This is a genomic window from Streptomyces sp. NPDC021749 (assembly GCF_040640655.1).
Classification (GTDB): domain Bacteria; phylum Actinomycetota; class Actinomycetes; order Streptomycetales; family Streptomycetaceae; genus Streptomyces.
Genome location: NZ_JBFACE010000009.1, coordinates 1 through 25,339 on the forward strand (window position 1 = coordinate 1; position 25,339 = coordinate 25,339).

Here is a 25,339-nt window from a genome sequence, read left to right on the forward strand (position 1 = left end):
CCACCGCGCGGATCGCCCAGGAATTCAACGGCTGGGCACCGCAGCTCACCGCGCTGATCACCGACAGCGACACCGCACCCGTCCTGCGCCCCCTCCACGCTCTGCCGACCGGGCACCGGTGGGACCGGGTGCCGGGCGTGACCCTGCTCGGCGACGCCGCCCACCTCTCCGCCCCCAACGACGAAGGCGCCAACCTGGCCATGCTCGACGCCGCCGAACTCGGCAAAGCCCTCGCCACCCACCCCGACGACATCGAGACCGCACTCACCGCATACGAGCAGGACATGTTCCCCCGCAGCACTGAGGCTGCCCTCTTTGAAGGCGCCGAGGCCCACGGGACCGATCCCGACACCACCACGGCCCACGACCTGATCGCCGCCTTCACCCGGCAAAACGAGCAGTCCCAATAAAGCATTCCGGCACGAACAGTCCCAAGAGAGCATTCCCAAGCTGTTAGCCGTCGTGCGGGTCTCGGAGCACCGACGAACCGGCCAGGACGAGGTGCGGCCTCGGTCCACCTCAGCCCGAGGCCAGAAGAACCTGGAGCCGATGCTCCGCCGTCGACCACACATGGACACCAGCAGGCTGTAAGTCCACTAGAACTGGCGACAGTTGAAGAGGTGAGGCCAGTCGACTGCCCGCGCCCGAACTGCCGCCGATGGTACTGAAAACCACGAGGGCGGGGGCGCTGACCTGCGGTTGCACCCATTGCGCTCGCTGCCTCAAGACGACCACGTCGCCCTCCGCGGCGGCCGTGACCCGCCCGGATATCGGTGCTACATCCATGAGATTCCCCATCCCCCTATTGGATGGGGGATGGGGACACTATCCATGGTTGGATAGCGTCACTGCCCAAGGGAAGGTGCAAGAGGATGCGGCTGGCGGAGCTGAGCGAGCGCAGCGGTGTGTCCACCGCCACGATCAAGTACTACCTGCGCGAAGGGCTGCTCCAGCCCGGGCGCCGGATCTCCGCCACACAGGCCGAGTACGGGGAGGACCACCTGCGGCGGCTACGCCTGGTGCGGGCGCTGATCCAGATCGGCGGGGTTTCGGTGGCCTCCGCGCGCGAGGTCATCGCTGCCGCGGAGGACGAGTCGCTGGACCACCACCTGCGACTGGGCGCGGCGACCCGGGCGCTGCCCGGCGTTGAGAAGCCGGCCGAGGACGACCCGGCGATGGCGACCGCCCGCCGCTCGGTGGAGGCGCTACTGGAGCGGCTGGGCTGGTCCTGCGACCCCGGCCTGGACATGCTCAACCCCGCCCACCGACGGCTCATCGACTCGGTCGCCGCGCTGGTCCGGCTCGGCTACCCGTGCGGCGTCGAGCAATTGCTGCCGTACGGGCGGCTGGCAGCACAACTGGCAGTCACCGACCTGGACATGGTCGAGGAGCAGCCGACCCCGTCCGAGCAGATCGAGGCGGCCGTTGCGCTTACGGTGCTGTACGAACCGGTACTGCTGAGCCTGCGGCGCATGGCCCACGCGGAGGAGTCGGCCCGACGGTTCCGCTGAGGCGCCTCCTCCCCGTCCGGCATCCCGGAGGCGCGCCGTGGCCAGACATGGGGCGACCTCGATGGGTGCGAGGGCGACCAGCCCGGCGCGGCCCGCGCCCGCAGGACGGCGGCCAGGGCGGCCCCGCCCCCAGGGCCAGGGCGGCCCCCGCCCCCAGGGCCAAGGCGGCCCCGCCCCCAGGGCCAAGGCGGCCCCGCCCCCAGGGCCAGGGCAACGCACTGGCGGCCTGCCGAGGCGAAGCCGTCGATCGCCGAGCGGTCCAGGCCGCTGTCGGCGAACGCACGGGGACCTGGGCGGGAAGGGCGTACGGGCTGGCGTCGTCCACGCGCCCGCAGTCCGGCAGGGCGACTCCGGTGACAGCGACCTTGTCATGCCCGGGTCCCCGAAGACCTCAACATGGCGGTACGTCAGGTCAGTTGGGCTGGGGCAGGGCGTGGGGCGCCGGCCGGCAGTCGCGTCCGCCGATGGACCGGGGCCGGTTTGCCCCTGACCACTCCTTAAAGTGATTATCGGAAATACCCCGCGACCTTTAAATGCTTTCCCGGGGAGGGTATTCTCCGCTTGCGTGTGTAATTCGCCGGCAGGGTTCATGGCCGGTTGACTGCTCGCTGTTTGCCCATGCGGCGGAGCAGACATTTCCATGTGCGGGATAAAGATCGTCCCGCCCGTTTCGGGGAGTGTCATGTTCGCCTTAGCCTCACGAACTCCGGAGCCTGCCGGGGTGCCCGACTCGGCATTGAATGCCGCGTTTGTTGCAGGTGCTGTCATATCCGTCGGCAACACCCCCCAGGGAATTACCCTCACTCCGGACGGGACCCGGGCCTATGTGGCCAACCGGGGCTCGAACACCGTGAGTGTGATCGACACCGCCACGAACACCGTCACCGACACCATCGCCACGGGGGCGGGTCCCACCGACATGGCGATCGGTCCCGACGGCACCCGGGCCTATGTGACCGTCTTCGACGACGGTCTGGTCAGCGTGTTCCACCTCCCCTCAAACACCCTCGTCACGGACATCCCGGTAGGGGCCGGGGCAACGATGGCGGCGATCACCCCGGACGGGACCCGCGTCTATGTCACGCGGCAGACCACCGACACGGTCAGTGTCATCGACACCGCCACCAATACCGTGACCGGCACCATCACGGTCGGGGCGGGGGCGACCGGTGTGGCGATCACCCCGGACGGGAGCCGCGCCTACGTGGCGAGCTTCTCGGGTTCCGTCAGCGCGATCGACACGGCCACGAACACCGTGGTCGCCACGATCATCGCCGGCGACGTCCCCATCCTGCTGACGGTCAGCTCCGACGGGACCCGCCTCTACGTCACGAACGCCGGCAGCTCCTCGGTGAGTGTGATCGACACCGCCACGAACACCGTCACCGACACCATCGGCGTCAGCGGCCAGCCGCGTTTCCCGGCGTTGAGTCCCGACGGCTCCCATCTGTACGTGGGGAATGCCGAACCGGACACGGTGAGTGTGATCGACACCGCCACCCACACCGTCGTCGAGAACATCGGCGCGGGAGACGGCCCCACCGGCCTCGCCGTCCTCCCCGACGGGACACGCGCCTACGTGGGCAACGCCAATGCCGGCACCGTCGGAGTCATGGCGACGACCGTGATCCCCGACCAGGGGCCCACGGCAGGCGGCACCACCGTGACCCTGACCGGTCACCACCTGGCCAACGCCACCGCCGTGCACTTCGGAACCGCTCAGGGCGTCATCACCGCCAATACGGCGACCTCGGTGACCGTCACCACCCCCGCCGGCTCCGGTGCCGTCCCCGTGACGGTCACCACCCCCGGCGGCACCGGCACCCTCGGATCCTTCTCCTACATGCCGGTGCCCACACTCACCGCCATCAGCCCCGACACCGGCCCCGTCTCGGGCAGCGACCAGGAGATCGTCCTCACCGGCCGCAACCTCGCCGGAGCGATCGACGTGTACTTCGGCACCACCCGAGCCGTCATCCAACGCGTCTCCGACACCCGGCTCACCGTCAGAGCCGCCCGTGCTCCGGCCCCGGGCAGCGTCGCCGTCACCGTGATCACCAGCGGCGGGAGGGCCGACGGCCTGGCTTACACCTACGTCGACCAGTCCACCGTCACGAGCGTCAGCCCCAACGCGGGACCGACCACCGGCGGCACCGGGGTGACGATCACCGGCACCGGTCTGAGCCGCACCGAACAGGTCGCCTTCCACGGCGTTCCGGCGCCTTTCTCGGTCATCTCCGACACCACCGTGACCGCCACGTCCCCGCCCAGCGCCACCGAGGGCACCTTCGACGTCACCCTCACCACCCCCGGCGGCACTCCCGCCGGAGCGTTCACCTACGTTCCCGGACCCGCCATCTGACCCACCCGCCATCTGACCCATCCGCGCCCGCCGTGCCGGCGGACGCCGCAGCCGGACCGGAACGGCGAGATCCCGGTCGGCCGGCGCTCGGTTGCCGTTGCCCCACAGCGGGCCCCGAGCCGCGCAGCCGTGCCGACCATGCAATGCCGGTCCGGGCACGAGAGCACCTTCTGGTACCTAGCCACATGCATTTTCCTTCCAGTCCGACAGGAGAAAATCGTGCGTCACTTCAGCTTCAAGCGCATCGCCCTCAGTGCGGCCACCGGATTCGCGGCCCTTCTTTTCCTCCCGCACCCGGCATCGGCCGCGACCGGTACCAGCAGCGACCACTATCCTCCGAGAGAGGAAGTGTTCCAGTTGACCGCGCAGCAAACGCAGGGGAATTTCATCGATGTGGACGGGTCGTCCGGGCCCAGCCAGGGGGATGAATTCGTCATCACCGGGAATCTCCTGCGTGGCGGCCTCACCGTCGGCACCTACAGCCAGATCTGCACGCTGACCCGCACCGCCCCTGCCGATGAGTTCGACCTGCAGTGCGCGGCCGACCTGGCCCTTCCGCTGGGACAGCTCACCGTCCAGGGCCGGTTCACCGTCACGTCTGCCGGCCCAGGCAACATCGACCTCGCGATCACCGGAGGTACGGGGCGCTACCGCACAGCGCACGGCACCATCCACGCCAACAACGTCAGTGACACGGAAACTCAGCTCACCGTGCATCTGATCCGCTGACCGGGCGGAAGGCACGCCAGGGCGGCCCCGGGTGACTCCGGGGCCGCCCGCACGAGTTGGGGACTTCGTTGGGCTGGCCCCGGCTGGCGCGAATGATCAGGCCTGCCCGCTTTGCGGCGGCGCCGCTACAGCCCTCCGCCACGGCCGCCGCTGCGCTGATCGCCTACGAGGAGGGATTCGAGCCGGTGGCTCGTTGGCGTCGCAATCCGACGCACGCTGGTTCGGGGGGGGCGGGGAAGAGCGATCACGGTCAGGGTGGCCACCCCCCACAGGAGACACCCTGACCGTGATCGCTTACGGGGCGATCAGTGCGCCCGTATGCAGTTCTGCGCCACGGGGCGCCGCCGCGTTACGCGGTCCCGCGTTACGTCACATACGCCCGGATATGCACGCTCTTCCGGGCGGCTGGTCGTGCGGGTGTGACAATTGATCAACCGGTGACGCAGTAAGGAGTAGCCGATTGGTCATCGGCGCAGGCAGATCCGACGGTTCCCCCCGTGCCGGCGGATCCGCCACCCGGCGCGGGCGGCGCTACTTTCCCCCGGCCCGCCCGCGCCGGCCTTCCCCTCGTGAGCGATGACGGTGCGTGTTCCGCCGGCGGATACCCTGAGCCACCGTTTCCGGTGTCGTGTCTCACAGAGGGGGTGTGCGTACGTGCTGACCGCAGACCGGTATCGGCTGCTGGAGGTGCTGGGCCGCGGTGGGATGGGCGAGGTGTGGCGGGCCGAGGACACCGCGCTGGGCCGTGAGGTCGCGGTCAAACTACTGCTGGACCGCAAGGCGGTACCCGATGCGGTGGAACGTTTCCGCCAGGAGGCGCGGACCGCGGCCGGCCTGAACCACCCGCACGTCCTGACCATCTACGACTTCGGCGAGCACCAGGACCGCTGCTACCTCGTCATGGAGCTGGTGCACGGCCACAGCCTGCGCGCCGAACTGGCCGCAAGCGGCGGCCCGTTGCGGGCCGACGAGGCATGCCGGATCGCCGGGCAGGCCGCGGCCGGACTGGCCGCCGCGCACCGCGCCGGGGTGGTGCACCGGGACATCAAGCCCGGAAATCTGCTGCTCGCCGAGGACGGTGTGAAAGTGGCCGACTTCGGGATCGCCCGCGCCACCGGGCCTGCCGCCTGTGCCCTCACCACCACCGGACAGGTGCTGGGCACCCTGGCGTATCTGGCGCCGGAGCGCGTCAACGGCCATCCGGCAGGCCCTGGGACAGATGTGTACGCGCTGGGCTGTGTGCTGTACGAGATGCTCTGCGGACGACCTCCGTTCGCCACCGACGACGTCCCCGGCGTCGTGGCGTACCAGCACGTCGGCGCCGAGCCCGTACCGCCCAGGCAGCGTGGCGCGGACGTACCGTCGGCGATGCAGGACCTGGTGATGCAGATGCTCGCCAAGGATCCCGCCGAGCGTCCGGACGCGGTGGAGGTCGCCGAGCGTCTCGGTGTGACAGTCCGGACCGGAGGTTCGCCGTCCGGTGCCCGGCAGACGCCCGTCGAGCAAAGCGGGCCAGCCACCCGGGAGTTGGGCCCGCGCCGCTGGTCCGGCCGGGTGCGCCCTACCGCCGCCCTCACCGTCTTGGTGGCGGCCGCCCTGTGCGCGGCCTCGACCGCCGCGGGCTACGCCCTCCTCCCCGGCTCCGGCGACACGGCAGGTTCTCCGCCCCGTAGCACGGAATCAGCGACGCCCGCACGTCCGCTCACCACTCACGCGCCCCGCCCTACCACGGGCCCACAGACCGCCACGGCTACGGAACCGCAGCGCACCGGGCGCCCCGCGGAGGAGACCGCGCCCCCACGGGGCGGAGCCGGGCGCTGGAAAGCCAAGAAGGCGCCCGGTGGGCAGAAGCGGGCCGGGAAAGCGACCGGCAAGGCGGGCCGAGTGGGCGCCAGGCGTCATGAACGGGAGGAACGGAAGAACGGTCCGGGGGGCTTCCGGTAACGACGAGGCCGCGGCTGCAGCGGCGAAATCCTTGTACCCGCGGGCACCTCCCGCCCAGGCCGATGCGCCCGTCAGCGGCTCCCTGAACACGCTCACACGACCTGGAAGTTGGCCATCATGGCCATGTCCTCGTGTTCGAGGTTGTGGCAGTGCAGCAGGTAGCGCCCCCTGTACCCGGTGAACCGCACGAGGACTTCCACCACCTCGTAGGGGCGGACGTCCACCGTGTCCTTCCAGCCCGCGTCCCCGGCGGCCGGGGGCCTGCCGCCCCGGGCGAGGACCTGGAACTGGGCCAGGTGCAGATGGACGGGGTGGTGGAAGTCGCTGCTGAACCGCCACCGCTCCACGCTCCCCAGCCGCGGGGACGCCAAGACCGGGTCCGTGCTGAACGGTCGGCCGTTGATGGTCCACATCTGCCGGTCGTCGTCACCGGCGTTCGTCCGGCGGAAGTCGAAGACCCGCACCGGCATCGTCGAGCTCGGCGTGAGCTGCTCGAAGGTGGCGGACAGGCGGGCCGGTAGGCAGCTGTCGTCCCTCTCCTTGCGCACGACGTGGAAACGCATGACGTCACGCATGGTGCCTTCGCCCGCCGTGTTGCGCAGCGTGATCCGGCTGCCAACCGGGTGGTCGGCGAAGTCCACGACCACATCGAACCGTTCGCCCGGAGCCATGTCGAGCGCGCTGTGCGGTCTGGGTGCGGCCAGTAGCCCGCCGTCGCTGCCGATCTGGACGAAGCGGCCGGGCCTGCCTCCTTCGGCCTCCAGTCGGAGCCGGTAGCGGCGGGCGTTGGAGGCGTTGAGCAGGCGGAAGCGATAGCGGGTGGCGGACACCTCCAGGACGGGCCAGGGCGCGCCGTTGACGAGTTGGACGTCGCCCAGCACCCCGTCGGGGAAGGCGTCGTGGTTGTGGGCGGGATAGCGGAAGGAGCCGTCCTCCTCGAAGGAGCGGTCGCACAGCATCAGCGGGATGTCGCGGTCACCGCCGGGCAGCGGGAGACGGTCCTCTTCCTCGTCGCCGATGAGGAAGAAGCCGGCCAGGCCGCGCCAGACCTGTGGGGCGCTGAAGTCCATGCGGTGGTCGTGGTACCAGAGGTTCGCGGCCCGCTGCGGCAGCGGGTACGTGTAGCTGCGGTGGCCGACGGCCACCCGGCCACCGTGGCCGGCCGCCATGCCGTCGTGCGTGCCGTGTGACTGTCCCGTTGGGCAACGGACGGCGGGTAGCAGCAGGTCGGTGGGGTATCCGTCGGACTCCGGTGGGGTGACGCCGCCATGCAGATGCGTGACGGTGGGAACGGTGAGGTTGTTGCGCACCCGAAGCACGGTCCTGCGTCCCGAGCGGGCGACCAAGGTCGGGCCGGGGAAGATCCCGTCGTACCCCCACACCGTGGTCTTCCGGCCGGGCAGGATCTCGATGCGGCCCTCGCGCTGCTCGACGTCATAGACGTCCGCACCCCGCTCACGGCGCACCGGGCGGGCCACCGGCGGCACCGGCAGCGGAACACCGAACGGTGCGGGCAACGGCCCCCTGCTGGCCAGGATCTGCCCGGTCGATGCCCCGGCGAGACGGGACCAGCCGGCCGCGCCCACCGTCACCGCCGCACCGGCACCGGCCGCCAGCCCCAGGAATCCGCGCCGGCTCACACCACGGGCTCTCACTCGGCCACCCCCACGTGCCGGCCCGTCCGCACCGCGGGCTGGCCACGGCCGGTGAACGCCCAGTACGTCAGCGCCGTCGCGCAGCCGAAGACCGCCATACCCAGCGGGATGTGCCCGGCCAACGCTCGTGCCTCACCCAGCCCCTGCTGCGCACTCACCAGGCCGACCAGCGCCGCGCTGGCAGCGGCAGGCCAGCCGGGCCCGGACAGCCGACGCCACACCACCACGGCAAGCACAGTCTGGACGACGGTGAGCGCGCTCAGCACACCGGCGTTGGCCGCGTGCCAGGCCAGCCAGTCGAGATTCCCCGTCACGAACAGACCGGCCAGGGCCGCCTGTACGAGCGTATCCAGGAGCACCAGAACCGCCGTGCCCCGCAGCAGCCGCATCGGCCAGCGCCGCTCGTATCCCTCGGGCCACTCGTTTCCCTCGTGCGCGATCACCGGGGTTCGCCCCCGTGCGACAGGGCCTGCTCGTACGCCTGGAAGCCGTCCTCGACGCCCAGGAAGATGTCGGTGAAGGTGAGGTAGCCCTCGCTGATGACGGGAGTGTCGCGCAGGGCCTCGATGAGGAAGTAGTACGCGCCCAGGTCATCGGTCTCCAGTACGGCGAAGTCCGAGACCCGTCCGGTGAACGCTTCGGCGTCGAAGAATCGGGCCGTCACACGATCCGCGTAGGCGGCGAAGACCGGCTCCAGATGCGCCGTACGCATCGCGTTGCGCTCCTCGCGCGACAGCGCCAGCCACCTGGACGTGACTGTGTAGGTGAGGACGATTCCGTATCTCATTCCGTCCTGCGTGTCGTACTTCATGCCGTCCTGCATGCCGTGCTGCATGGAGCCCCCGAAGAGATTGCTAACACCGTTAACTTTCGAGAGAAGGTAAAGTGATAGGCGTTAACTTTGTCAAGCGGAAGGCGGTCGGACCGCTGTGCCGAGCACTCCGGGAACCTCCACGGCCAAGCGCCGTCACCGCGTCCGCGAAGAGGCGCTGGCCGAGATCCTGCAAACCGGCCGGCGGCTGCTGGTCGAGGAAGGACCGGCCGCCGTCACCTTGCGGGCCATCGCCCGCGAGATGGGCATGACGGCGCCCGGCCTCTACCGCTACTACGCCGCTCACCGGGACCTGATCCAGGCGCTGACCTCGTCCCTCTACGACGAGCTGGCCACAACCCTGGCAGCGGCCCGCGACCGCCACCCCGCCTCCGCACCAGGGCGGCAACTGGGCGAGGTGTGCCGCGAACTGCGCCGCTGGGCACTGGCCCATCCCCAGGAGTTCGGACTGCTCTTCGCCAAACCGCTCACGGACGCCGACACCGCACCCGGAGCCGCCGCACACGACGCCGGCTGGCGCTTCGGCGGCATCCTGTTGGAGCTGATGGTCCAGCTGTGGCGCCGCGGAAACCTCCGGCCGCCCGCTGACCTGGACCCGGCCTGGACCGTCCAGCTGGAGGAGGTACGCGAGCACCTCTCCGGCGAACCCGTGCCCCTGGAGGTCATCTACGTCTTCGTCTCCTGCTGGGCCCGCCTGTACGGAGCCGTGGCCGTGGAGGTCTTCGGCCACCTCGACTTCGCTCTGACCGACCCGGGGCCGCTCTTCGACCGCACTGTCCGCGACATCCTCACCACGCTGGGAGAGCCGCAGACCGGCTCAAGCGGGTCTCTTTGACGGACGGCGGGAACCGGCACCGGAGGGTGAAGTGTCCATTGATGAGCAAGACCGCTCATGGGCGCAGAGGAGTTCGAGATGACCGGCACGGCCACCCGTTACCTCTACCTCGTCCGGCACGGCGAGGCGTCCCCGGACGAGAGCGGGCTGACAGCGGGCGGCCGTCGGCAGGCCACACTGCTCGGCCAGCGCCTCCGGGGCGTCCCCTTCCCAGCCGTTCACCACGGTCCGCTGCCCCGGGCAGCACAGACCGCACGCCTGATCGGCGACCAACTGAAGGACGTTCCTCTGCACGTCTCGGAAGTCGCCGGTGACTACGTGCCCTACCTGCCAGGGAGGGACGAACTTCCGGCGGAATCAGCGGACTTCTTTCTCCGCTTTCTCGCCGGGGCCACCGCCGAGGAGCGCGAACACGGGCCTGCGCTGGCCCGCCAGGCGCTGGATCTGTTCACCGGGCCGGCGGACGGCGAAGAGGACCGGCACGAACTGGTCGTCACCCACAACTTCCTGGTCGCCTGGCTCGTCCGGGACGCCATGCACGCACCGAAGTGGCGTTGGCTCGGCCTCAACCACTGCAACGCAGCACTCACGGTCATCCGATACGCGCCCAGTCGGCCGGCTACCGTCCTCATGTCCAACGACATGCGTCATCTGCCGACCGAGCTGCGTGGGACGGGCATTCCTCACGAGTTGCCCATCTGAATGCGCCGCCGGGCCGAGGGCCGCGGCCGACCGGTCCGGCCAAGGCCGCCTGCAGCCAGCTGCAGGCCGTGCAAGGTGGGCGTGAGGCGGCGTCAGTATCGGCGACCGAGCGGAGATCCCTGGAAACGTAGGTATGGGCGGGGTGTTTCCACGGTGGGCCATGCGCGGTCGTCCACCGTCAGAAACGGCTCGTACACGACGGTTGCCGGCGTTGCCCCGGTGAACTCCATGATGTCCCGGTGCAGATGCGACTGGTCGCAGTAGCCACCGTCCGCCGCAACTCGGGCTGCGCCGTCACCCGCGACCATGCGGTGCACCGCATGGTCGAAGCGGACCAGCTTCGCTGCGCGTTTCGGGGGAATGCCGAGGTGCGAGTGGAACCGGGACCACAGACGCTTGCGGCTCCATGTGAGTTCGGTCGCCAGGTCGTTGACCCGGACGAGCCCCCTGCTGACGACGATCCGGTTCCAGGCCCAGGCCACCGCCGGGTCCACCGGCGACCGCGCCTCGCATCGGCGGGCGAGCAGCGCGTCCGTGAACGCGAAGCGGCCCTCCCACGAGGGAATCCCGCCCAGTTGTTCGCGAATCCGCGACGCCTCTCGGCCCCACAGGTCGTCGAGGGACACCATGGCTCCACCCAGGTCGGCCGGACAGGTGCCCAAGAGCGCGCCTGCGACCACGGGAGACAGACGCACCTGCACGCACTCGATGTCTTCACCCCACGCCCGGACCCCTCCTCCGGAGCCGAACCCGGGCCCGGCGACGAGACTTCCCCGATGTCGCCGCCCAGTGCCGTCGTCCACGGTGGCCGCGCTCGCCCCGCACTCCAGGACCAGCGTCACGGCCGGGTGCGGAACCACCCGCAGGCCGCCGACAAGCGGGCCCGGGACCCGGAAGCCAGTCATGTCGACACCAGCCACCCGGCTGGGCCGCTGCGGACGTACGACGTCCCACACCGCAGGATCGTCACGTTCACCTGAAGTGGTCCCCATCGTCGAATGCTACGCGAGCCGAGGAGGGAACATTTCTCCAATCCGTAGGCGCGCACCGGAGGCGACAGTGGGCCCATGACTCCTTCCGACGGACACCCGCAGGTGAACGGCGATGCCGGCGCCACCGAGGATTCGATCCTCCGCCTGGAGCACGGCGACATCTGCGTCTACCAGGACGGCCCTCGCGACGCCCCCGCGCTGCTCCTCATCCACGGATCCGCCACTTCGAGCCGTTCGTGGGATGCGCTGGTTCCGCTGCTGGCCAGGTCCCATCACGTCATCCGGATCGACCTGCCGGGGCACGGCCGCTCGGCCGAACCGGTCGGCCGCGGCTACGAAACCTCCGCGCAGGCACGCGCACTCGGCACGGCACTGGACCGGCTGTGCGTGACGCATGTCGTGGTCGTCGGCCATTCCAGTGGCGGCTATGCGGCCACCGCTCTCGCCGAGCAACGGCCGGACCTGGTGACCGCGCTCGTGCTGATCAATACCGGCCCCAGCATGGACGCTTTCCTCGCACCCGGGCCCACCGCGATCGACCCCGCGCAGTGGCCACCGAGCGACGAGCAGATACGCCAGTTCGCGAGCACCGGGTTCCGCGCGGGCTACGAGGTCCCCCAACAACTCGTCGACGAACTGCGGGGTATGACCTACCATGCGGTCACCGCGGCAATGCAGGCGTCCATCGCCTATCTGAGCCAGCAGGCACTTCCGGAGCGGCTGACGGCCCTCGGCAAGCCGCTGCAGGTGATCTTCGGCGACCAAGACCGTAGATGGCGCCCCTCGTCCGCGGCCGACTACGGCGTCGTACCAGGTGCGAAGGTCGCGTGGCTGCCCGATGCCGGGCACACGCCCCTTCTGGAGGAACCGCTACGAACCGCCGCACTTCTCCTGGCCTTCGCCGAGACCCACACCTCTCGAACACCCAAGACCACTTGACTGGCTGCCGACGGGTGGGCCAACTTGCAGGCCAGGAAGGGGAGTTCAGGGGACGGGGAGGGTCCAAGAAGCAGTGCGACCCGGAGCTCGCCGCCGAGCACTTCCTCTCCCTGCTCACCGGCGCGGTGGAGTACCGCCCCGACGCCGAGCCGGACACCGTCGCGGACACTGCCGTGGAGGTCTTCCTGCGCGCCTATGGAAAGTGACCGTTCCGCCTGCGCGGCCGTCGGCGACCGCGTGAACGGACGACCTCCGCGGGTTCTCGTCGCGCCTTGCCGGTGGGGCCGGCGGACCCCACCGGCAAGGCGTCGGTGCTCAGGTTCCCGCTCTCACCCTCTGGGCAGTGGATCGCCCGCAGCAAGGTGGCGCAGCGTGGTGATGGAGGGAGTGAAGGCGTACACGGAGCCCTTGGTGGTGACGACCTGCGCCATCGTGATCGTGGCCTTCGGGCCGCGCGGAGGGTCGAGCGCGATCTCGCCGCCGCCGTCGGGCCCGGTGACCTTGTCGATGCAGTTGGGCGCCCCCGTGGTGCCAGGGGTGAACGTCGAGTTGTTGGACCAGCTCGCCTGGACGAATTCGAACTGCTCCTCAAACGACGTGCCGTAACAGACGAACATCAGCCCGCGGTCCGCCGTGGGGTCGTCCTCCAGGAGGGGACCGTAGGGGATGCCCCGGCGCATGATGCGGTTGCTGTCCACGGGGATGTCGGGGTTGGCCTTGCGGGGATTGGTGCGGCGGATGTGGGCGGCGCAGGGGGTTACGCCGCCGTCCGGGTCGTTCGCGTAGTCGAAGTCGTTGGCGTCGCTGCCGAGGCCCTTCAGGCGATCGGTGGGGGTCGCCAGGGGGGTGCCGTCCAGGTGCCTGCCGACCAGGCACGCTCCCAATCGGGTCCCGTCGATCTCCGGTACGAAGTTCTCGGCCTGCTGGTCCACCGCGTCGCGCCAGCCCTGGACGTCCTGGCTCATGCGGCGCACGACCTGGAGCGAACCGTTCTTCATCCAGGCGGGGCCGGTGCGCTTCGTGCTGTTCGGCTCGGTCGTGTAGCCGAAGACGAACTCACCCGGTTCGATGAGCTTGGACCCGGGGCGGTTCTCGCGGTAGCCGGGCTTCGTGGGTTCCTCTCGGTGGAAGTCCTTGACGCCGGGCTGGGAGATGCCGTCCTTGTAGCCGAAGTGCTCATGACCCTTCAGTTCGCCGGGCAGGGTCTGGCCGTCGTCCTGATGGACCAGCGTCATGTCGTGCGCCTCGTCCGCGGCCTCGATGTTCTGCAGCTTCGCTTCAAGCGCCTCCTTGCTGTCCGAGGCCACCAGGAGCACCGCATGCACCATGGTGCCGGGCGAGCCGAACAGCCAGTTCTTCGGATCGCTCGCTCCGGTGTCGCCGAGTTTCGGCGCACTCGCGGCCGCACCATGGAGCAGCTGCGGGAAGTTCTTGAGGTCTTCCCTGAGCACCTGCTCGTCGTCCGCGGCGACGCTGAGCAGCCCCGGGAAGGTGAGGGAAACCCCGACCCAGGTCGCCTGCTTGTCAGGGTCGTGGCCGTATGCCCGGCGGGCCAGCGAGAACTCCTCGTTGAAGTCCTCCACGTCGGCGGTTACCGCCACGCTGTTGAGGATCACGGACAGCCATCCGCGCCCCTTTGCCTTGTCCTCCGGGAACCGCATGTAGCGGAAGGCCGTGTAGTCCTTGTTGAACGCGGCCAGGACGTTGCCCTGGATCTCCCGCGACGTACGCAGCGTGGGCGTGGGCAGCTGCTCCATGGCGGGGGCAGCCGTGGGGCGGACGCGGGTGGTGGTCATCCGGCGCTCCTGATTACGGGGAGTGGTTGCATGGTTCCGAATATGTCACCGTGCATATTTCCGCGACACAGGAGCTGCGCCAGTCGAGTCCGCAACGGGCACAGCGCGAGTGGTCCCGGCCCGGCCCTCAACCGATGCCGGTAGCCGTCGAGACCACAGACAGGACCAGGGCGCCGAGCGCGCCCACCGCTCCGTAGAGCCGCAGCTTGCGCCGATCGGCGCGTGGGCGGACATACCGCGCGGTGGCCCCGGCGAAGGCCAGACCGCCGACGATGAACCACGGCCCCCACAGGTAGAGGTACCAACCAGTCAGCCCGGCCAGATCCTGCGCAACGGAGACGGCCCCCGCCTCGACCAGCACACCGTGGAGGACGAACAGGCCACCATGCCAAGTGAGCAGCACCGCAGCGCCACCGCCACAGAACACCATGAGCCGGCTGATCCGCGCGCCCCGCGGTCGGGTCAGGCCGATGCCGACCAGTGCCCCGAAGAGCTTCAGCAAGCCGGTTACCACCAGGACGGTCAGGAACCACGGCACTCCGTCGCGAACGAGCTTCACCAACGACGGCGACACCGTGGACTGCGCGCCGAAGGTACTGCCCGTCGCCCAGACGAAACTGGGTACCACGAAGAGAACGCCCCACACCGCAGCGACGTATCCGGGCCACTTGCCCAGGTGGAGACGGACTGCCCGGCGCCGGACGGGAGGCACTGCTTGCTCCGAGGAACACGTGATCGACATGGTCCGACCCTGGTCCGAACCGCGACGGCGGACGTCATCCGCACGGTGGATCCGCTTCCCCCATGCGGGCTACCTCTCTTCTCGTCCAGCCTTCGATGAGGGGGGTCAGGCCGTCGAGGAGTGCTGTGAGGCCGGATGCGAAGAGCGCGTCGAGGTGCAGGTCATAGCCGTCGTCGAAGGCTTCGATCACCTTGGCGAAGGTGGGGAAGCGGCCGGATCTCACCAGTTCCTGCAGGGCGGGGGTCCGGCTGTCCATCCATTCGTCTTCCGACTGGCCGGTGGAGGCCTCGGCGTGTGCTTCCCGTTCCAGGTGCACCGCCAGGCCCTGGACATGGCTGTAGAGCAGTACGTGGATGTCGACCAAGGCGGTGGGATCCAAACCGTGGCCGTCGAGGGCACTGAGCGCCCATTCGGCGTGCACCATCAGGTTGGGTACGAGCAACGGGCGGGTGAGCGAGCCGAGTTGGGCCAGCCACGGGTGCCTGCGGTACAGCCGCCAGAGTGTCCGGGCGCCCAGTTCGAGGCGGGGGCGCCACCCTTCGGGCGCCTCGGCGGGGTAGGTCTCGTCGCCGAATGCGGCATCGGCCATGAGCAGGACGAGGTCGTCCTTGCTGGGGACGTACCGGTAGGGCGACATGGCGGCGACGCCGAGCCGGGCCGCGACACCGCGCATGGAGAGTGCTGACAGCCCTTCGGTATCGGCGATGTCGATGGCCGTGCGGACGATCCGGTCGAGGGACAGCTCCCGCTCGGAAAGCGAGGCGGGCGGCGTGTGTCCGCGGGGCGGCGTGGGGGTGACCGTTCCGGCGACGACGGTGCCGGCGCGGGGCCGGGCCTCGACGTGTCCCTCAAGGCGCAGGGTGGTCAGGGCCTTGGTGGCGGTGGCGAGCGCGACCCCCCATTCCCTGGCGATCTGACGGGTCGAGGGGACCCGGTCCCCGGGGCCGAGTTCGCCGTCGGTGATGCGTTGGCGGATCGCGGCGACGATGCGCAGGTAGGGCGGCTGACCGGATGCGCTTGTGGGCTTCGTCACGTCGTGTCGCCTTCCTGTCCTGTACTAGGGCAGAGGGTAGCAGCCACGATCCTGAAGACTGGCCGACTGCCCTAGTACAGGGCGGGAGTTGGTCAGTTGAAGGGCCGGGCGCGTACGCCGTACGTTCAGGTCGCGTACGGCGTATCGAAGGAGCTTTCCCATGCAGACCGTTCTCATCTCCGGCGGCGGAATCGCCGGACCCGTGCTCGCCTACTGGCTGCACCGTCACGGCTTCGAGCCCACCGTCGTCGAACGCGCCGCGGGTCCGCGCCCCGGCGGCCAGGCCGTGGACATCCGCGGTGTCGCGCTCGACGTCATCGAGCGGATGGGCCTGCTGGAACAGGCACGACACCTGCGCACCCGGATGCGCGGCATGTCGATCCTCGATCCTGACGGCCACGAGATCGACCGGTCCACCGAACAGACCTTCAGCAGCGGCCGACTCGACAGCGACGACATCGAGCTGCTGCGCGAGGATCTGGTGGGGTTGGTGTACGAACACACCCGCACCGACGTCGCGTACCTCTTCGGCAACAGCATCACCGTGCTCGACGAGGGCGACGCCGGCGTGCGCGTCGGCTTCGCCCATGGTGCGTCCCGCACCTTCGACCTCGTCATCGGGGCGGACGGGCTGCACTCAGCCGTGCGGCGCCTGGCTTTCGGCCCCGAGGACCGCTTCGCCCATCACCTGGGCAGCTACCTCTGCGTCTTCAGCGCGGACAACTTCCTCACACTGGACAACTGGCAGATGTGGCTACGCGACGGCGACGCCGGCTTCGGCATCATGCCCGTCCGCGACAACACCGAGCTCAGGATCGCCTTCGGCTTCCGGTCTGGGCCGCTGGAGCCTGGCCTCCGCGGGAACGATGCGCTGCGGCACCTCGTCGCGGACAAGCTCGGCTCCCTGAGATGGGAAGGGATGCGCCTGGCCAAGGCTGCCCGCGACGCGCCGGACTTCTACTGCGATGCCATGGCCCAGATCCGGATGGACCACTGGTCGCGGGGCAGAGTGGCCCTCATCGGGGACGCCGGCTACTGCCCCTCCCCGCTGTCGGGGCAGGGAACCAGCCTCGCTCTCGTAGGCGCCTACGTGCTGGCTGACTGCCTCGCTCAGGCCCGGGACGATCATCGCGCCGCGTACTCCCACTACGAGCAGCGGATGCGCCACTTCGTCAGCCTCAACCAGGCCCTGGCCACGGAGAATCCGGGCGGACCCGCCTCCGAGGCGTCGGTCGCGCGCGCCAAGAACGCCCTCTCGCTGGAGGGTTAGGAGTTGTCGTCACAGTGGCACTCCCCCATCAGGAGCGATGCCAGGTGCCAGCCGCTCGGCAGGACTCAGCGGTCCTGTCGTAGCTGACGGCGATGCCGCGCCACTGCTGAAGGTCCGTTTGGTCGAGCGGGCAGCCCGCGACCACCAGGCGCAGGGGTTTCTTCACGCACCTCTTGACAATTGATCATGTTCCTGACAGCAGTGGCACTGCATCACTCCCACGAACGGCACCACACCCCGAAGGGGGCGATCAGCGCATGACCACGCCTGAGAGCGCCGGATACGACTACGACGTCGCCATCAGCGGAGCCAGCCTCGCCGGCAGCGCCGCGGCGATCTTGCTGGCTCGACGCGGAGTTCGCGTCGCACTGCTGGAACGCCGCTCGGATCCCGAAGCGTACAAAGTGCTGTGCACCCATTCCCTCACGGCCAACGCCTACCCGGTGCTGGCGGAACTCGGCCTCATCCCGGCCCTGGAGGAAGCGGGAGCCGTACGCAACAAGGCCCGCTGGTACACCCGTTGGGGGTGGATCGAGCCGAGGGCCGCGCCGGCGGGTCCCGAGCTTCCGTACGCGTACAACGTCCGGCGCAGCACCCTCGACCCGTTGATCAGGTCCCATGCGGCGAAGACCCCCGGCGTCGATCTGCTCCTCGGCCACCACGTGACCGGGCTGATCCGGGAAGCCGGGCGAACCGTGGGGGTGCGCGCGTCGACACCACAGGGCGAACGCGAGATCCGGGCCCGCTTGGTGGTCGGCGCCGATGGCAAGGACTCGGCGGTGGCAAAGTTCGCCGGCGTCCCTGCTCGGCTGTACGGGAACGCGCGGTTCGGCTATCTCGCCCAGTTCCGCGATCTTCCGCTGCACGGCGGGATCAGTCACGCCTGGTTCCTTGAGCCCGACATGGCCTACGCGTTTCCGAACGACGACGGGGTGACGGTCGTCGCCGTTCTCCCGGACAAGAAGCGGCTGCCGGCCTTCCGGGAAGACCTGGAGGGCAGCTTCTTCGCATTCGTCCGCGCCCTACCCGAGGCCCCGCCCATCGACTCCGCCGAGCGCATCACGAAGATCACCGGCACTGTCAACTACCCGCTGCACAGCCGCAAGCCGACCGCACCCGGCGTCGCGCTCATCGGCGACGCCGCCCTGACCGGCGATCCCCTGTGGGGAGTGGGATGCGGGTGGGCCCTGCAGACCGCGCAGTGGTTGGCAGAGGCGGTCGCCTCGGCCGCAACCGGTCGGGGCGACCTCCATCGGGCGCTCGCGGTGTACGCACGCAGACACCGGCGCCGGCTGCGCGGTCACCAGTACCTGGCCGCCGACTTCGCCAAGGCCCGTCCGTTCCATCCCTTGGAGCGGCTGATGTACTCGGCGGCAGCACGCGATGATGCGGTCGCGCGGCACATGCACCGATTTGCATCCCGCCTGATCGGTCCGCTGCGTTTCTTGAACCCTGCGGCAGTGACCAAGGCAGTGGCCGTCAACCTCAAGCATCGCGGGACGACAGTGCCACCCACGCACCTGCCCCACACAGGGGCCTGACCGGCTCGCCGCCCTCGGCGAGCCTGGCCTCCGCCCGATCCCTCCCGGCGGTGTGGATCGTTGCCGGGTGCCGTGGCTGTGGAGGAACCGTTGGATCGAAGGACGGCCCCCGGTCGATCCGGGCCGTTCAGTCGTCGCCGGAGGCGCGGAGGATGCCGGGGAGTTCGTCCATCCACGCGAGCACCGCTCTCTCGTAGTGGATGCCGAATCGCAGCGTAGCGCGCTGGTACTTGTCGAACACGAGGTCGGCGTCGAACTCCTCGTACCGGCGCAGTCGTTCCGCATGGGCCGAGCGGTGGGCGTCGACGTACTCCAGCAGCCGGTCGTCGTCCAGGAACTTGCCGAAGGCCAGCGTCAGTAGCAGGGGATAGCGGATGTTCTCCGGGCCCGGGGGTACGACGAGCCATTCGGCGAAGGCCGCGCGTCCGGGATCGGTGAGGCGGTACGGGCGGGCCGATCGCGCCCGGACGGGCTGGGCCTGCACCATGCCGCGCTCCTCCAGCCTGGCCAGCTCCCGATATGCCTGACTGCGCGTCACCGTCCAGAAGTCACCGATGAACGTGCGTGCCGCATCCCAGAGTTGGTAGCCGGTCGCCTCGCCGGCGTGAAGGAGGCCGAGCAACGCGGCGGCCGTCGGATTCACGTCACTCATCAAGACCCCTTGACGTTCCACAGTGGACGTTCCACTATGGACGATTATAGGGGGCCTGAGATCCTGAGATCCTTCCGCAGGTTCTCCATGAGCGGCTTTCTCTGCCAGGCAAGCAGGGGCACCGTCCGAGGCTTGCCAGTCGTCATACGGGGGTGTCATGACGGGCATGGAGGAACGAGGTGCGGCAAGCACCGGAAGAATGAGCCACCGGCGCAGACGTGTGGTCGGTCTTCTGGTGCTGCTCCTCGGACTGGTGGGCCTCGCCGGCCCGCTTCCGGCAGCCACAGGTGCAAGGCCGAACGCCACCCCGGCCGCGTTCGGCCGGGAGGCGGATCCTCCGTACGGCGATCCCATGTACACGTACCTGTACGAGGCGCGGATCTTCGACGGGTACGACTCCACGAAACGTGCGGCCGTGAACTATGCCGTCGGGTGGCTCAAGGTCACTGACTACACGGCCAAGGAACTGAGGATCTTCGACAAGGAGCTCTACTCCCGGTTCGACCGCCGCCGCGGTACGTGGGATGACGTCATCTTCCGCAAGGTACGCACGGCAGCCGAGATCAAGCAGGAAGACCCCGGACTCTTCCATCAGCTCACAGCGCTTGGGTTACGACCTGACGACGTGACGCTGCAGGTGGTGGCCAGGAGCGCCCGGTACCGCGGTGAAGCGGTCGGCCATTCCGAGGAACTCATCCTCCGGCGCTTGGGAGAAATCGAGTACACCTTCAAGCGGCTCAAGGCCCACGCCTCACTCGCCGAGATCGAGAAGGAGCTGCAGACGAAGAACGGGGTGGACATCACCCCTGAGCGGCTGATCGGCGGTGCGTCCGAGCGGGAGCCCTGCGACTACGCCGGTGGACCGCGATGCGCTCGATACTCCAAGGGCATGAAATACCTGGTGCCGTACGGGACCAAGGAGGAGCAGCGGAAGGCGACCGGACACGTCAAGAAGCTGATTCACCAGCAGAACGAGTGGCGGGACCGGAACGGAGACGGACTGTTCGATCCGCCCTCGACCGGAGCATCGAGCCGCACGAGCGGCCCGAAGGGGAAAAGCACCTCCAGATCGCCGCGGCAGATGGTGGCCGGAGCCGCGATCGGCGCCCCGGGCGGTATCGACTTCAGGACCGTCGAGTTGCGGTACCTCTCGGCCTCTCCAGGAGATCGGCTCGGGTTCACCTACGGATTCACCGCACAACGGGGTGCCGGGAATTATTCGCCCGCCGGGCTGCAAAGTCTGCGGGAGACGTCCGACTCGTTCTACGTCTGGCTGGCTCTCGCACCATCGAAACTCTGGGTCAACCTGAATCCCAATGAGCCCGCGAGGATCGTCGACAAGCAGCTTGGCCGTACCGATGCCGGAAGGATTCTCCTTGAGGCCGATCTGCGGTTGAAGACGATCGACGCAAAGCTTCTGTATGGGGACACCACGGCTGCACACGAGTACTGGGAGCGGCGCCGGCGCTACCACGTTCAATGTCGCGATCAGCGCCTGTGGATCACCCCAGGAGAGGCAAAGGTCTATACGCAAGGGGACGAACTCTACATCCTCGATGCGCCGTTGAAGGTGGAGGCTGAACCGCTCAGCATAGGGAACACCGGGAACCGGAGCCATCGCGGATGCCCCCGCATATCCGAGGAGGCCGAGGCCAGTATCTCCGCCGCCTACAATGCTTCCGTCCTGCCCCGGATCGTTCGAGAGGTGAACGAAGGCCCGGAGTTTGCCGCCTTGCGGCGGATCTACCTCAGCCGGATCGCCGCCGAGTGGATCCGCGAACGCACTTCGGTTCGGGAGACCGGGTTCGAGTACGTCATCGACAGCGGTGATGTCTCCCGGTGGACGTCAAAACGGCAGTGGTCTCCGCATGCCGTCTTCGAGCGTTACGCGACGTATTACGACAAGATGGCGTCCTGTCGCACGTGCACGAAGCAGGACCTGTATCGCATCGCGTCCGGCGGCGTCGACTTCGCCAGGGTCGTCCGGCGCAATGTGAGCAAGGCGGAATTCCAAGCGACATGGCGCCACTTGGCGGCCGGCCGGGCGTACCTGAAAGGTGCCAGCCTGTCCCAGCCGAAGCCGGGCGCCGAAGCCGCACCCATCAAGCCGGACCCGCCGGATTCGTCGAGCCCTTGGGCGCTGCTCTCGGACCTCGCCGGATCCAACCGGCACCTGGGTATCGAGTTGATCGTCGTCGGCGTCCTGGCCCTCCTCGTCGGCTGGCGGATCGTCGACCGTCGGCGTCCCGGCAGGACTGAGCCCCCCATGCGCGACGGTTCAGGGACGGGCTGACGGCCATGACCGTGGTTCGAGTTGAACGGCTGACACGGCGCGCCGCCGAGGAGGAGCTCACGCGTGACAACACCATCAAAGGCCGGTTCTTCGTCCCCTGCCCGGGCGCCCATCCTGCGAGATCGGCGCAACTGGATCGCTTTCGTGATCGGCTTGGCCGTCATCGTGACCGGAGCCGTCCTGGTGTGGCCGAAGGGTCGGCCGGCGGCTGCGCCGAAGGCGCCGGCCGACTTCTGCTCGTTCATCGGCAAGGAGACGCTCGCCACGTACGCTCCGAGTCCCGAGCTGCGCCACAGCGCGGACGCGCCGGTCGGCTACACCCATTGCTCTGCCCGTTCGCCGTCCGGTGACGCCTTCCTCAACGTGTCCCTTACCCGAGGGTTGGGCCGTGCTGATGATCTCCTCGCCCACTCGTGCCGGCGGGACAAATGGACCTTCGACGGTGCCCACGTCATAGGGCCTTCCGAAAAAGCCGAGTTCGGCAAGCACATGTGTGGGGTCGTCGACATCAGTCAGGACGAACACGAGGCGATCTTCTACGTCGCCCAGGGTGGTGACCTGCTCGACGTCAGCTACAAGCTTCGTAGGGGAGAGCCGAAGGACTTGCTGCCGCGCGCCTTGGAGCTGACGCGGCTGGTACTCGCCAAAATTCGATAACGGGAGACTCACGTATGGCAACGCCAGCAGGAGCCGGCGATCTGTCCCGGACCGGGACACCCCTCCTCCGCGATCCACGCAAGTGGGTCCCGCTCGCGGTCGGGGTCGTGATCGTAGTGGCGGGAATCGTACTCGTGTGGCCGAAGGGCGGGCCAGCAGAGGTACCGGACGACCTTTGCGCTGTTCTCGGCAAGGAGACGCTGGCCAAGTACGTCCCGGACCCGAAGACGCTGTCCGACAAGATCGGGACCGACCTGGCCTCTTGCAAATCCAAGTCGCCTTCTGGTGACTTCAGAATGAACATCGAACTCTCGCGGAGCGAGGACAGCGACGAAAGCTATACCGACCTGTGTCACAAGCTGAAGTCGCGGCAGGAGATGAAAGCGGAGGACCTGATAAAGCCGTCCGAAACAGCCGAGTTCGGCGATCAGATGTGTGGCTGGATCTCCGCCGTGCGCAGTAAGTCAGGTGCCTATTCGCTCCCCAACCACAGCACCGTCCATGTCCTTCACGGCGACGACGAGCTGTTCGTCATGTATGACGGTGGGTCCGGAAGCAGGAGCTACCAACTCCGGCGCACGCTCGACCTGACGCGATCGATCCTCGCGAAGCTTGAGTGACGGAAGAGTACGCCTCCGGGTCACTGCTCGACGCCTCCGCAGGATCACCAGACGGCATCACCTCACAAGGAAAAACCCAGCAGCGGACTTGAGCGGCCGCGGAGCACCATGCGACGCATGAGTGACCAACCCGCGCGATGGACCCGGGCAACCGTCTACCCCGACATGTGGGCCGTCCCGGCCGGATCGAGCCGGAGCACGCTGGCCAGCGCATCGAGGACCTGTGGGGAGGCCGTGCCCGCCTGGCCCTGTTCCCGCCGCGTGACGGCGTCGCTGTCCGACAGCGCCCTCGCCGGTCACTGCCCCAGGGCCCGCCATTCCGGAGCAAGGACCGCCCAGACTTGCTTGTCGTAGCGCACGCCCTCGTACGACCATGCCTCGCGTCGTACGCCCTCCAGCGTCATGCCGAGCCTCTTGGCCACCGCGGAGCTGCGGTCGTTGTCGGCCCGGCAATGCCACTCGGCCCGGTGCAGCCCCCGGGAGGTGAACGCCCAGTCCAACAACGCCCCACACGCCTGCGTGATCAGGCCGTGGCCCTCAGCGGACGGCTCCAGCCAGCAACCGATCTCGCACGAACCGGCAGCGGCGTGGAAATCGGTGAACATCACACCGCCGGCCAACACGCCGTCCCGCCAGATGCCGTACAGGCGGGCGCCGTCGCCGGCCTGGCGTTCGGCGTACCGCTGCAGCGTGGCCCGCGCCCCGTCCACATCGTCGGTGACGAACGCGGGCCCGACCCAGGGCCGAATGTGTTCACGAGCCCGAGCCAGATGGCCGGCGAACTCCTCGGCATGCCAGACCTCCAGCGGACCAAGGCGAGCACCGTCGCGCAACGGCAGCCAGAACATGAGGGCCTCCCCATTCACATAACAAACGTTACGGCAATGTACCGTGGCACCATGCCACGCACCAAGGGAGATCACGAGGCCCGCCGACGCGACGTCTCCGAAGCGGTCTGGCAGGTCATGGCCACACGCGGCTTCGCCGGCCTGACACTGCGCGCCGTCGCCACCGAACTGGGAGCGACCACCGGTCTGCTCACGCACTACTTCCCCACCAAGCACGCCTTGGTGGAATACGCCCTTGACCTGCTCGAACAGCGCACCCTCTCCCGCCCTCGCCGCCGAGCGGGCAAAGGTCTGGCCGCCCTCAGGGACGCGCTGCTGGACATCCTGCCGCTGACCCCCGAGGCCACCGACAGCAACCGGATCTGGGTCTCCTCCTGGGACGCCGCGCTCTCCGACCCCGCCCTGAGTACGGACTACGCCCGCAAGTACGCCCAAGGCCGCGACAGGCTGAGGGAGCGGGTGGCCGCAGCCCAGGAACTCGGCGAACTGCCCCCCGGCGACCCCGCGCACCTCGCGGCCGGCGCCCAGTCCTTCACTCTCGGCCTGGTGGTCCAGTCCCTGTTCGACCCGGCGACGTTCCCGCCAGAGCGGCAGATCGAGCTGCTGGACGACTACCTGGCCGCCCTGACCGCCCGCACTGATCCCATGCCGACCACTCGGCACGATCGGGAGGGGCACCCCAGCGGGGTGGAAGCGCAGCGGGAAGACGGGGGTTGAGAGTCCCGTAGGGGCTGACGGGCCGCCCGTGGGCGGACAGCTGCGGGAAAGACACGCAGGCTTCTCGGTACGCGGCCGTCGGCGGCGCTGACCGATCTGCACCCGCCACCCCCGTCGGCGAGTCGATACCCCCCTCCCGTATTATCCGAAGCGGTCGATCGAGAGCGTCGGGAAGCGCGGGAGGTGTGCAGTTGTCCGGGCAGCGGAGATCCCTCGCCTGGTGCGGCCGGCTGCTGCTCCTCGCCGGGCTGCTCTTCGGCATCGTCGCCATGCACAGCCTCGGCCACCTCGCCGAACACCGCGCGTCCCGCACACCCAGCAGCACCGTCATGGCTGCTGCGGGCGCGCCCGCGCACCACCACGCCGCGCAGCCCGCGACCGACGGGCAGCGACCAGACCGGTGGGACCGCGGCGCGCATCACTCGTCCCCGCCCGGCGGCGCGCATCACTCGGCCCCGCCGAGCGGCACGGATCCGATGTCCGTCTGCCTGGCCGTCCTCGGTACGGGATTTCTCGTGCTGCTGCTCGGCGGTGCCTTCGTACACCGGCCGACGGACGTGCCGGCCGCCGCGCTGACGCGGCTGCCGTACTGCCTGCAGCCGATTCCACCGCCCCGCCGCGGAACTCTGCTCGCCCAGTTGTCGGTGCTGCGCGTATAGGAGCACGCCC

Annotated in this window: 26 protein-coding genes and 2 pseudogenes; 17 read left to right on the plus strand and 11 right to left on the minus strand. The window is 68.9% G+C overall.

Translation table 11 applies throughout. The features are described 5' to 3' along the window. A partial coding sequence (locus AB0G35_RS11210; protein WP_360947147.1) for an FAD-dependent monooxygenase occupies positions 1-410 on the plus strand: 410 nt, incomplete at its 5' end. A 462-nt stretch (positions 411-872) separates the two neighbouring features. Further along, positions 873-1,511, plus strand: coding sequence for a MerR family transcriptional regulator (locus tag AB0G35_RS11215; RefSeq protein WP_360947149.1), 639 nt, complete (start codon positions 873-875; stop codon positions 1,509-1,511). A 224-nt stretch (positions 1,512-1,735) separates the two neighbouring features. Here AB0G35_RS11215 and AB0G35_RS11220 read toward each other — a convergent pair. After that, positions 1,736-1,854 (minus strand): annotated as a pseudogene (locus AB0G35_RS11220) (acetyl-CoA acetyltransferase); the annotation flags it as partial. A 339-nt stretch (positions 1,855-2,193) separates the two neighbouring features. On the opposite strand from AB0G35_RS11220, the gene AB0G35_RS11225 reads away from it, so the two are divergent. The 3 genes from AB0G35_RS11225 to AB0G35_RS11235 all read left to right on the plus strand — a co-directional run bounded on the left by AB0G35_RS11225 (position 2,194) and on the right by AB0G35_RS11235 (position 6,546). Further along, positions 2,194-3,873: an IPT/TIG domain-containing protein gene (locus AB0G35_RS11225; protein WP_360947151.1), complete on the plus strand. Its 1,680-nt coding sequence runs from the start codon at positions 2,194-2,196 to the stop codon at positions 3,871-3,873. Positions 3,874-4,092: 219 nt separating this feature from the next. Further along, positions 4,093-4,602: a hypothetical protein gene (locus AB0G35_RS11230; RefSeq protein ID WP_360947153.1), complete on the plus strand. Its 510-nt coding sequence runs from the start codon at positions 4,093-4,095 to the stop codon at positions 4,600-4,602. Between the two features lie 654 nt (positions 4,603-5,256). Continuing rightward, positions 5,257-6,546, plus strand: coding sequence for a protein kinase (locus tag AB0G35_RS11235; RefSeq protein ID WP_360947155.1), 1,290 nt, complete (start codon positions 5,257-5,259; stop codon positions 6,544-6,546). Positions 6,547-6,638: 92 nt separating this feature from the next. On the opposite strand, the gene AB0G35_RS11240 is transcribed toward AB0G35_RS11235, so the two are convergent. From AB0G35_RS11240 to AB0G35_RS11250, 3 genes are read right to left on the minus strand one after another with little or no spacing between them, the layout of a single operon-like run. Continuing rightward, the gene (locus AB0G35_RS11240) at positions 6,639-8,186 is read right to left on the minus strand and encodes a multicopper oxidase family protein (protein WP_360947157.1); all 1,548 of its coding nucleotides are present in this window, start codon (positions 8,184-8,186) and stop codon (positions 6,639-6,641) included. A gap of 11 nt (positions 8,187-8,197) precedes the next feature. Further along, positions 8,198-8,644 carry a hypothetical protein gene (locus tag AB0G35_RS11245; RefSeq protein ID WP_360947159.1) on the minus strand — a complete coding sequence of 149 codons (447 nt, stop codon included), beginning with the start codon at positions 8,642-8,644 and terminating at the stop codon, positions 8,198-8,200. Beyond that, entirely contained in the window at positions 8,641-9,036 is a 396-nt protein-coding gene (locus AB0G35_RS11250) for a darcynin family protein (RefSeq protein ID WP_360947161.1), read from the minus strand. Before AB0G35_RS11250 ends, AB0G35_RS11245 begins: the two co-directional genes overlap by 4 nt. A gap of 94 nt (positions 9,037-9,130) precedes the next feature. Here AB0G35_RS11250 and AB0G35_RS11255 point away from each other — a divergent pair, with 94 nt between their 5' ends. Both AB0G35_RS11255 and AB0G35_RS11260 read left to right on the plus strand, forming a co-directional pair. Further along, positions 9,131-9,868, plus strand: coding sequence for a TetR/AcrR family transcriptional regulator (locus AB0G35_RS11255; RefSeq protein ID WP_360947163.1), 738 nt, complete (start codon positions 9,131-9,133; stop codon positions 9,866-9,868). Between the two features lie 78 nt (positions 9,869-9,946). Next, positions 9,947-10,570: a histidine phosphatase family protein gene (locus tag AB0G35_RS11260; RefSeq protein ID WP_360947165.1), complete on the plus strand. Its 624-nt coding sequence runs from the start codon at positions 9,947-9,949 to the stop codon at positions 10,568-10,570. A 92-nt stretch (positions 10,571-10,662) separates the two neighbouring features. Here AB0G35_RS11260 and AB0G35_RS11265 read toward each other — a convergent pair whose 3' ends face one another. Continuing rightward, complete coding sequence (locus AB0G35_RS11265) at positions 10,663-11,430, minus strand: helix-turn-helix domain-containing protein (RefSeq protein WP_360947560.1); 768 nt, start codon at positions 11,428-11,430, stop codon at positions 10,663-10,665. Here AB0G35_RS11265 and AB0G35_RS11270 point away from each other — a divergent pair. The 3 genes from AB0G35_RS11270 to AB0G35_RS11280 all read left to right on the plus strand — a co-directional run bounded on the left by AB0G35_RS11270 (position 11,347) and on the right by AB0G35_RS11280 (position 12,707). Beyond that, positions 11,347-11,550 carry a hypothetical protein gene (locus AB0G35_RS11270; RefSeq protein WP_360947578.1) on the plus strand — a complete coding sequence of 68 codons (204 nt, stop codon included), beginning with the start codon at positions 11,347-11,349 and terminating at the stop codon, positions 11,548-11,550. The two genes, AB0G35_RS11265 and AB0G35_RS11270, sit on opposite strands and share 84 nt — an antisense overlap. A gap of 87 nt (positions 11,551-11,637) precedes the next feature. Continuing rightward, complete coding sequence (locus tag AB0G35_RS11275; protein ID WP_360947167.1) at positions 11,638-12,501, plus strand: alpha/beta hydrolase; 864 nt, start codon at positions 11,638-11,640, stop codon at positions 12,499-12,501. 14 nt (positions 12,502-12,515) lie between these two features. Next, positions 12,516-12,707 carry a TetR/AcrR family transcriptional regulator C-terminal domain-containing protein gene (locus AB0G35_RS11280; RefSeq protein WP_360947169.1) on the plus strand — a complete coding sequence of 64 codons (192 nt, stop codon included), beginning with the start codon at positions 12,516-12,518 and terminating at the stop codon, positions 12,705-12,707. Between the two features lie 123 nt (positions 12,708-12,830). Here the strand turns inward: AB0G35_RS11280 and AB0G35_RS11285 are convergent, their stop codons facing one another. The 3 genes from AB0G35_RS11285 to AB0G35_RS11295 form a co-directional block, all read right to left on the minus strand. Beyond that, positions 12,831-14,297, minus strand: a complete 1,467-nt coding sequence (locus AB0G35_RS11285) for a Dyp-type peroxidase (RefSeq protein WP_360947171.1) — start codon at positions 14,295-14,297, stop codon at positions 12,831-12,833. Positions 14,298-14,424: 127 nt separating this feature from the next. Continuing rightward, positions 14,425-15,039: a DUF3995 domain-containing protein gene (locus tag AB0G35_RS11290; RefSeq protein ID WP_360947173.1), complete on the minus strand. Its 615-nt coding sequence runs from the start codon at positions 15,037-15,039 to the stop codon at positions 14,425-14,427. 34 nt (positions 15,040-15,073) lie between these two features. Further along, the gene (locus tag AB0G35_RS11295; protein WP_360947175.1) at positions 15,074-16,072 is read right to left on the minus strand and encodes a TetR/AcrR family transcriptional regulator C-terminal domain-containing protein; all 999 of its coding nucleotides are present in this window, start codon (positions 16,070-16,072) and stop codon (positions 15,074-15,076) included. A 160-nt stretch (positions 16,073-16,232) separates the two neighbouring features. Here AB0G35_RS11295 and AB0G35_RS11300 point away from each other — a divergent pair, with 160 nt between their 5' ends. Both AB0G35_RS11300 and AB0G35_RS11305 read left to right on the plus strand, forming a co-directional pair. Beyond that, entirely contained in the window at positions 16,233-17,342 is a 1,110-nt protein-coding gene (locus tag AB0G35_RS11300; protein ID WP_360947177.1) for an FAD-dependent monooxygenase, read from the plus strand. Positions 17,343-17,599: 257 nt separating this feature from the next. Continuing rightward, entirely contained in the window at positions 17,600-18,883 is a 1,284-nt protein-coding gene (locus tag AB0G35_RS11305; RefSeq protein ID WP_360947179.1) for an NAD(P)/FAD-dependent oxidoreductase, read from the plus strand. 127 nt (positions 18,884-19,010) lie between these two features. On the opposite strand, the gene AB0G35_RS11310 is transcribed toward AB0G35_RS11305, so the two are convergent. Further along, positions 19,011-19,535 carry a helix-turn-helix transcriptional regulator gene (locus AB0G35_RS11310; RefSeq protein ID WP_360947181.1) on the minus strand — a complete coding sequence of 175 codons (525 nt, stop codon included), beginning with the start codon at positions 19,533-19,535 and terminating at the stop codon, positions 19,011-19,013. 157 nt (positions 19,536-19,692) lie between these two features. Here AB0G35_RS11310 and AB0G35_RS11315 point away from each other — a divergent pair, with 157 nt between their 5' ends. The 3 genes from AB0G35_RS11315 (at position 19,693) to AB0G35_RS11325 (ending at position 23,105) form a co-directional block, all read left to right on the plus strand. Continuing rightward, complete coding sequence (locus AB0G35_RS11315; protein WP_360947183.1) at positions 19,693-21,828, plus strand: hypothetical protein; 2,136 nt, start codon at positions 19,693-19,695, stop codon at positions 21,826-21,828. A 63-nt stretch (positions 21,829-21,891) separates the two neighbouring features. Beyond that, positions 21,892-22,485, plus strand: coding sequence for a hypothetical protein (locus AB0G35_RS11320; protein ID WP_360947185.1), 594 nt, complete (start codon positions 21,892-21,894; stop codon positions 22,483-22,485). A 14-nt stretch (positions 22,486-22,499) separates the two neighbouring features. Next, a complete protein-coding gene (locus tag AB0G35_RS11325; RefSeq protein ID WP_360947187.1) occupies positions 22,500-23,105 on the plus strand; it encodes a hypothetical protein in 606 nt (201 codons plus the stop codon). 164 nt (positions 23,106-23,269) lie between these two features. On the opposite strand, the pseudogene AB0G35_RS11330 reads toward AB0G35_RS11325, so the two are convergent. After that, a pseudogene (locus tag AB0G35_RS11330) lies at positions 23,270-23,368 on the minus strand (transcriptional regulator); the annotation flags it as partial. Positions 23,369-23,401: 33 nt separating this feature from the next. After that, positions 23,402-23,953, minus strand: a complete 552-nt coding sequence (locus AB0G35_RS11335) for a GNAT family protein (RefSeq protein ID WP_360947189.1) — start codon at positions 23,951-23,953, stop codon at positions 23,402-23,404. A 51-nt stretch (positions 23,954-24,004) separates the two neighbouring features. Here AB0G35_RS11335 and AB0G35_RS11340 point away from each other — a divergent pair, with 51 nt between their 5' ends. Together AB0G35_RS11340 and AB0G35_RS11345 are read left to right on the plus strand one after the other, a co-directional pair. Next, positions 24,005-24,670, plus strand: coding sequence for a TetR/AcrR family transcriptional regulator (locus tag AB0G35_RS11340; protein WP_360947191.1), 666 nt, complete (start codon positions 24,005-24,007; stop codon positions 24,668-24,670). 185 nt (positions 24,671-24,855) lie between these two features. Next, the gene (locus AB0G35_RS11345) at positions 24,856-25,329 is read left to right on the plus strand and encodes a hypothetical protein (RefSeq protein ID WP_360947193.1); all 474 of its coding nucleotides are present in this window, start codon (positions 24,856-24,858) and stop codon (positions 25,327-25,329) included. Positions 25,330-25,339 lie beyond the last annotated feature (10 nt).

What these genes read in the sequence shown, in the direction of transcription:
- AB0G35_RS11215 (WP_360947149.1), top strand. Translation starts at nt 873, where the DNA reads ATGCGGCTGGCGGAGCTGAGCGAGCGCAGCGGTGTGTCCACCGCCACG.
- AB0G35_RS11225 (WP_360947151.1), top strand. Translation starts at nt 2,194, where the DNA reads ATGTTCGCCTTAGCCTCACGAACTCCGGAGCCTGCCGGGGTGCCCGAC.
- AB0G35_RS11250 (WP_360947161.1), bottom strand. Translation starts at nt 9,036, where the DNA reads ATGCAGCACGGCATGCAGGACGGCATGAAGTACGACACGCAGGACGGA.
- AB0G35_RS11260 (WP_360947165.1), top strand. Translation starts at nt 9,947, where the DNA reads ATGACCGGCACGGCCACCCGTTACCTCTACCTCGTCCGGCACGGCGAG.
- AB0G35_RS11270 (WP_360947578.1), top strand. Translation starts at nt 11,347, where the DNA reads ATGTCGCCGCCCAGTGCCGTCGTCCACGGTGGCCGCGCTCGCCCCGCA.
- AB0G35_RS11275 (WP_360947167.1), top strand. Translation starts at nt 11,638, where the DNA reads ATGACTCCTTCCGACGGACACCCGCAGGTGAACGGCGATGCCGGCGCC.
- AB0G35_RS11285 (WP_360947171.1), bottom strand. Translation starts at nt 14,297, where the DNA reads ATGACCACCACCCGCGTCCGCCCCACGGCTGCCCCCGCCATGGAGCAG.
- AB0G35_RS11290 (WP_360947173.1), bottom strand. Translation starts at nt 15,039, where the DNA reads ATGTCGATCACGTGTTCCTCGGAGCAAGCAGTGCCTCCCGTCCGGCGC.
- AB0G35_RS11300 (WP_360947177.1), top strand. Translation starts at nt 16,233, where the DNA reads ATGCAGACCGTTCTCATCTCCGGCGGCGGAATCGCCGGACCCGTGCTC.
- AB0G35_RS11305 (WP_360947179.1), top strand. Translation starts at nt 17,600, where the DNA reads ATGACCACGCCTGAGAGCGCCGGATACGACTACGACGTCGCCATCAGC.
- AB0G35_RS11310 (WP_360947181.1), bottom strand. Translation starts at nt 19,535, where the DNA reads ATGAGTGACGTGAATCCGACGGCCGCCGCGTTGCTCGGCCTCCTTCAC.
- AB0G35_RS11315 (WP_360947183.1), top strand. Translation starts at nt 19,693, where the DNA reads ATGACGGGCATGGAGGAACGAGGTGCGGCAAGCACCGGAAGAATGAGC.
- AB0G35_RS11325 (WP_360947187.1), top strand. Translation starts at nt 22,500, where the DNA reads ATGGCAACGCCAGCAGGAGCCGGCGATCTGTCCCGGACCGGGACACCC.
- AB0G35_RS11335 (WP_360947189.1), bottom strand. Translation starts at nt 23,953, where the DNA reads ATGTTCTGGCTGCCGTTGCGCGACGGTGCTCGCCTTGGTCCGCTGGAG.
- AB0G35_RS11340 (WP_360947191.1), top strand. Translation starts at nt 24,005, where the DNA reads ATGCCACGCACCAAGGGAGATCACGAGGCCCGCCGACGCGACGTCTCC.